This window comes from Xanthobacter tagetidis, assembly GCF_003667445.1.
Lineage (GTDB): Bacteria > Pseudomonadota > Alphaproteobacteria > Rhizobiales > Xanthobacteraceae > Xanthobacter > Xanthobacter tagetidis.
Genome location: NZ_RCTF01000038.1, coordinates 1 through 1,154, shown reverse-complemented (window position 1 = coordinate 1,154; position 1,154 = coordinate 1). Strand labels below are relative to the sequence as shown.

1 protein-coding gene is annotated in these 1,154 nt (G+C 65.9%); it reads right to left on the bottom strand.

Features of this window, described 5'->3' with window-relative positions:
* A partial coding sequence (gene tuf, locus D9R14_RS22660; protein WP_121625937.1) for an elongation factor Tu occupies window positions 1-1,154 on the bottom strand: 1,154 nt, incomplete at its 3' end.

Genomic DNA, 1,154 nt, shown 5'->3' with positions numbered 1-1,154 from the left:
GTGCGGCCGCCTTCACGGATGGCGAAGCGCAGCTTCTCCTCCATGGCGATCGGCACGATCAGGTGCACGTCCATGGACACGTTGTCCCCCGGCATCACCATCTCGGTGCCTTCGGGCAGCGTGCACACGCCGGTCACGTCCGTCGTGCGGAAGTAGAACTGCGGACGGTAGTTGGTGAAGAAGGGGGTGTGACGACCACCCTCTTCCTTCGTCAGGATGTAGGCCTCGGCCTTGAACTTGGTGTGCGGCTTCACCGAACCCGGCTTGCACACCACCTGGCCGCGCTCCACGTCCTCGCGCTTGGTGCCGCGCAGCAGGATGCCGACATTGTCGCCCGCCTGGCCCTGGTCCAGAAGCTTGCGGAACATCTCGACGCCGGTCACCGTCGTCTTGATGGTCGGACGGATGCCGACGATCTCCACTTCCTCGCCCACCTTGACGATGCCGCGCTCCACGCGGCCGGTCACCACCGTGCCGCGGCCCGAGATCGAGAACACGTCCTCGATCGGCATCAGGAACGGCAGGTCGATCGGGCGCTCCGGCTGCGGGATGTAGGCGTCCACCGCCTCCATCAGCTTCAGCACCGCGTCGCGGCCGAGGGCCGGGTCGCCGTTCTCGAGCGCAACCAGCGCCGAGCCGCGCACGATCGGGATGTCGTCGCCGGGGAAGTCGTACTTCGACAGGAGCTCGCGCACCTCCATCTCGACCAGTTCGAGAAGCTCGGCGTCGTCCACCATGTCGCACTTGTTCAGGAACACCACCAGCGCCGGCACGCCCACCTGACGGGCGAGCAGGATGTGCTCGCGGGTCTGCGGCATCGGGCCGTCGGCCGCCGACACGACCAGGATCGCGCCGTCCATCTGCGCCGCGCCCGTGATCATGTTCTTCACGTAGTCGGCGTGCCCGGGGCAGTCCACGTGCGCGTAGTGGCGGTTGTTGGTCTCGTACTCCACGTGCGCCGTGGAGATCGTGATGCCGCGCGCCTTCTCTTCCGGCGCCTTGTCGATCTGGTCGTACGCCGTGAACGTCGCGCCCCCAGACTCCGCCAGAATCTTCGTGATCGCAGCCGTCAGCGACGTCTTGCCATGGTCAACGTGACCAATGGTGCCGATGTTGCAGTGCGGCTTCGAACGGTTGAACTTCTCTTTGGCCAT